This is a genomic window from Asanoa sp. NPDC050611, from assembly GCF_040654855.1.
Classification (GTDB): domain Bacteria; phylum Actinomycetota; class Actinomycetes; order Mycobacteriales; family Micromonosporaceae; genus Asanoa.
Genome location: NZ_JBFAIU010000497.1, coordinates 1 through 4,043 on the forward strand (window position 1 = coordinate 1; position 4,043 = coordinate 4,043).

4 protein-coding genes and 1 pseudogene are annotated in these 4,043 nt (G+C 74.9%); 3 read left to right on the plus strand and 2 right to left on the minus strand.

Annotated features, from left to right (window positions below):
• Window positions 1–534: GGDEF domain-containing protein (locus AB0H87_RS38990; RefSeq protein ID WP_360157948.1), on the plus strand; the 534-nt coding region annotated here is incomplete at its 5' end.
• Window positions 535–725: 191 nt separating this feature from the next.
• On the opposite strand, the pseudogene AB0H87_RS38995 reads toward AB0H87_RS38990, so the two are convergent.
• Window positions 726–1,988: pseudogene (locus AB0H87_RS38995) on the minus strand (hypothetical protein); the annotation flags it as partial.
• A 21-nt stretch (window positions 1,989–2,009) separates the two neighbouring features.
• Here AB0H87_RS38995 and AB0H87_RS39000 point away from each other — a divergent pair.
• Window positions 2,010–2,708 (plus strand): Clp protease N-terminal domain-containing protein, encoded by a 699-nt coding sequence (locus AB0H87_RS39000; protein WP_360157951.1) that lies wholly within the window; start codon window positions 2,010–2,012, stop codon window positions 2,706–2,708.
• Complete coding sequence (locus AB0H87_RS39005; RefSeq protein ID WP_360157954.1) at window positions 2,705–3,208, plus strand: endonuclease V; 504 nt, start codon at window positions 2,705–2,707, stop codon at window positions 3,206–3,208. The genes AB0H87_RS39000 and AB0H87_RS39005 overlap by 4 nt, the downstream gene beginning before the upstream one ends.
• On the opposite strand, the gene prfA is transcribed toward AB0H87_RS39005, so the two are convergent.
• Window positions 3,194–4,043 (minus strand): peptide chain release factor 1 (gene prfA / locus AB0H87_RS39010; RefSeq protein ID WP_360157957.1); only part of this gene is annotated, 850 nt, incomplete at its 5' end. The two genes, AB0H87_RS39005 and prfA, sit on opposite strands and share 15 nt — an antisense overlap.

Sequence of the window (4,043 nt, forward strand, 5' to 3'; positions counted from 1 at the left end):
GCGCAGATCGAGCGCGAGGAGCTGCGCCGCACCGCCGCGCAGCTCGCCGGCGAGGCGCTCACCGACCCGCTGACCGGGCTGCCCAACCGCCGGCAGCTCGAGCGCTACGTGGCGGCGATGGTCGCTCGCGGCGAACGCGCCGTCATCGGCGTGTGCGACCTCGACGGCTTCAAGGCGGTCAACACCGAGCACGGCCACCACTCCGGCGACCTGGTCCTGCAACGGATCGCGGGGGTGATCCACCGGGTGATGCGCCGGGGCGACTTCGTGGCCCGTTACGGCGGCGACGAGTTCGTCGTCGTGCTGCCCGGCGCCGGCATGGCCGAGGCGGCCGACGTGGCCCGCCGCGTCGCGGCCGCGGTCGCCGCCGAAGACTGGCAGGCGCTGGTCCCCGGCACGCCGGTCGGCGTGAGCGTCGGCTTCGCGGAGGTCAACGGCTCCGGCCCGGCGTTGCGCGACGCGCTGGGCCAGGCGTTCGAGATCGCCGACCGCGAGATGCTCCGCTCCAAACGCCGCCCTCGCGCCGCCTCCTGACCACCGCTCACGGGGCGGCGGTTCAGCGCCAGGTGCAGCAGCAGCATGCAGCCGAACGCGATCAGTAGGCCGCCGACCGCCGTCGCCTCCAGCGTGGACAGGCGGATCTCGGTGAACGGGAGCGGGAAGCCCGTGCGGAACATCGGCGTCGCCGGTGTCTCGTCGCCGCTCGCCGTCACCACGGTCTCGGCGGCGTTGTTCGCGCGGTCCGGGTCACCGGGCCGGGCCTCGACGGTCGCCCGGCCGGCGATCGCCCCCGACGCCGCCACCCGCACCTGCACCGTCAGCGTCTCCTCGGCGCCCGGCGCCACCTCGGCGAGGACCCACCGGCCCGCCTCCTGGTCATAGTCGCCGGCGCTCGACGTCGCGGACTCGAAGGCCAGCGCGCCGGTGGGCGGGTCGGTGACGGTCACCTCGCGGGCCGGGTCCGGCCCGGCGTTGCTGACCGTCAGCGTCACCGTCACTTCCTGACCGAAGACCGGGGTGAGGTTGCTGACGTCACGGGTGACCGCCACGTCGGCCGCGGACACCACCGGAGCGGCGCGGGCGACGCCGTTGCCGGGCACCGGATCGTCCGCACCGCTCTGCGTGACCAGCACCGCGCTGTCACCGACCGCGGGGGCGGTGGCGAGCGTCCGCACCGTCCACGTCGCACTGGCCCGGGGCGCAAGCGTGCCGACCCGCCACCGCGCGGCGGTCGCCAGGGCGCCCGTGCGCACCGGCAGCCCCGTCACCCGGCCGACCGTCGCGGCGGAGGCCAGGAACGTCCCGGCGACCACCGGGTCCGCCAGCTCGACGTCGGTCGCCGGGTCGGGGCCCTTGTTGGTCACGGTGACCGCGAAGCTGACCGGCTCACCGGGTCCGGCCGCGGCCGGCACCACCCGGGCGACGACGGCGAGGTCCGCCCGCGGCACCTTGGGCGCGCCCGCCGCCGAGGTCACCCGCAGCGCCGCCGTCGCCACGTCGTCGCGGGCGTCGCCGTCCCGGGGTGTCGTGGTGACCAGCCCGGCGACCGCCGTCACGCTGGCCGGCCCGCTCCCCCGCACCACGAGCGTGAGCGTCGCGGCCCGGCGCACCGGCAGCGCGCCGACGGTCCACAGCAGACCGTCGAAGGTGCCCTGGCTGGCGGAGTGCCTGGCGACGGCGAGGCGGGACGGCAGCGGGACCGCGACGCGTACCCCCGCCGCCGGCAGGAACCCCTTGTTGCTGGCCGTGATGGTCAGCGTCGCGTCCTGCCCCGCCCGCACCGTGGCCGGCGCGACCTTGCCCGCCAGCGCGACGGCCACGGTGCTCGGCAGGGGCGCGGCCAGCGCGACGCCGGGCAGCACCACGAGCAGCCCGATCGGCACGGCAGCGGCTGCGAGCCGAAACCACCTCACACACGCCACATTAGCCACGTAAATGGGCAAAAATCTCCCGTTTCGCTCGTCAAGGAACACTTGACGATCTGGCATCCGTCAACCCACACTTGACGCATGGCACCCTTCGACATCTCCGTCGACGACCTGATCGGCCAGCTCGAGCGCGACCTGCCCGACGCGGACCCGGTGGCCCGGGTCGGTGAGGCCCGCTCCCGGGCGCGTGCCCTCGGCGACCTCGGCGACCAGCTCATCGACCACTTCATCCGGGCGGCCCGGCTCTCCGGTGCGTCCTGGAGCCAGATCGGCGACGCCATGGGCGTCTCCAAGCAGGCCGCGCAGCAGCGCGGCGGCGCGGGCAGGTTCGCGCGGTTCACCGAGAAGGCCGCGAAGGTCGTCAAGGACGGGCAGGCGCTGGCCCGCACCCGCGGCGACCAGCAGGTCCAGCCCGAGCACGTGCTGGTCGCCCTGCTCGGCGCCACCGACGCCCTGGCCGCCAAGCTGGTCGGCGCGCTCGGGCAGGATCCCGCCGCGCTGGCCGCTGCGGTCACCGCCCGGCTGCCCGCGGAAGCCGGCCCGGCGCCCGAGCACGTGCCGTTCGACGCCGCCGCCAAGCAGCTGTTGGAGGAGACCACGCAGAGCGCGCTCGACCTCGGGCACAACTACGTCGGCACCGAGCACATCCTGCTCGGCCTGCTGCGCATGCCCGACACCGCCGCCGGGCAGGTGCTCACCGAGGCCGGGTTCAGCTACGCCGGTGTGCGGCAGGCGGTCGAGACGGCGCTGCTCGGCTTCCAGCACCGCGCCAAGGGATGACCCCGCGCTACGCCGCGGTCGACGCGCACTATCCCGACGAGGGCGGCGCCCGCGCCGCCCTCGTGGTCGCCACGGAGCCCCGGTTCGCCACGCTCGTCGAGGAGCGGGTGACCACGGTCGGCGCCGTGCCGGCGTACCGGCCGGGCTTCTTCTTCGAACGCGAACTGCCGGCGATCCGCGCGGTGCTGGCCACCACGGCGCCGGTCGACCTGCTGGTGGTGGACGGCTACGTCGACCTGGACCCGGCGGGGCGGCCCGGGCTGGGCGCGCGCCTGCACGCGGAGATCGACACGCCGGTGGTCGGTGTCGCGAAGACCGCGTTCCGCTCGGCGACGCACGCGCTGCCCGTGGTCCGCGGCGGCGCCAGGCCGCTCTACGTGACCGCGGCCGGCATCCCGGTCGACGAGGCCGCGGCGCTGGTCAGCGCGATGGCCGGCGCGCACCGGATCCCGGACGCGCTGCGCCGGGTCGACCGCCTGGCCCGGTCAGTGCCGGGATAGCTCGGTCTCGCCCGCCAGCCGGGCCGCCCGGTCCGCCTCGGTCAGCGCGTCCAGCACGCCGTCGAGGTCGCCGGCCAGAGCCAGGTCGAGGTTGTAGGCGGTGTAGCCGATCCGGTGGTCGCTGATCCGGTTCTGGGGGAAGTTGTAGGTGCGGATCCGCTCGGAGCGGTCGACCGTGCGCACCTGCGCCTTGCGGGCGTCAGACGCGGCGGCGTCGGCCTCCTCCTGCGCCGCGGCCAGCAGCCGGGCCCGCAGGATCCGCATGGCCTGCTCGCGGTTCTGGAGCTGGCTCTTCTCGTTCTGGCAGCTCACCACGATGCCGGTGGGCAGGTGCGTGATGCGTACCGCCGAGTCCGTGGTGTTGACCGACTGCCCGCCCGGCCCGGACGAGCGGAACACGTCGACCCGGATGTCGCCCGGGTCGATGCTCACGTCGACGTCCTCGGCCTCGGGCAGCACCAGCACGCCGGCCGCCGACGTGTGGATCCGGCCCTGCGACTCGGTGACGGGCACCCGCTGCACGCGGTGGACGCCGCCCTCCCACTTGAGCCGCGACCAGACGCCGTTGCCGCCCTCCGGGACGCCCTTCGTCTTGACCGCGAGCGAGACGTCCTTGACGCCGCCGAGGTCGGAGTCCTGCGCGTCGATCACCTCGGTGACCCAGCCGTGCCGCTCGGCGTATCGGGTGTACATCCGCAGCAGGTCGCCGGCGAACAGCGCCGACTCCTCGCCGCCCTCGCCCGCCTTGATCTCCAGGATCACGTCCTTGTGATCGCCGGCGCAATCGCGCTCAGCTCGCTGTTCACCGGCGGGCCGAGCTATCACCGGGTGGACA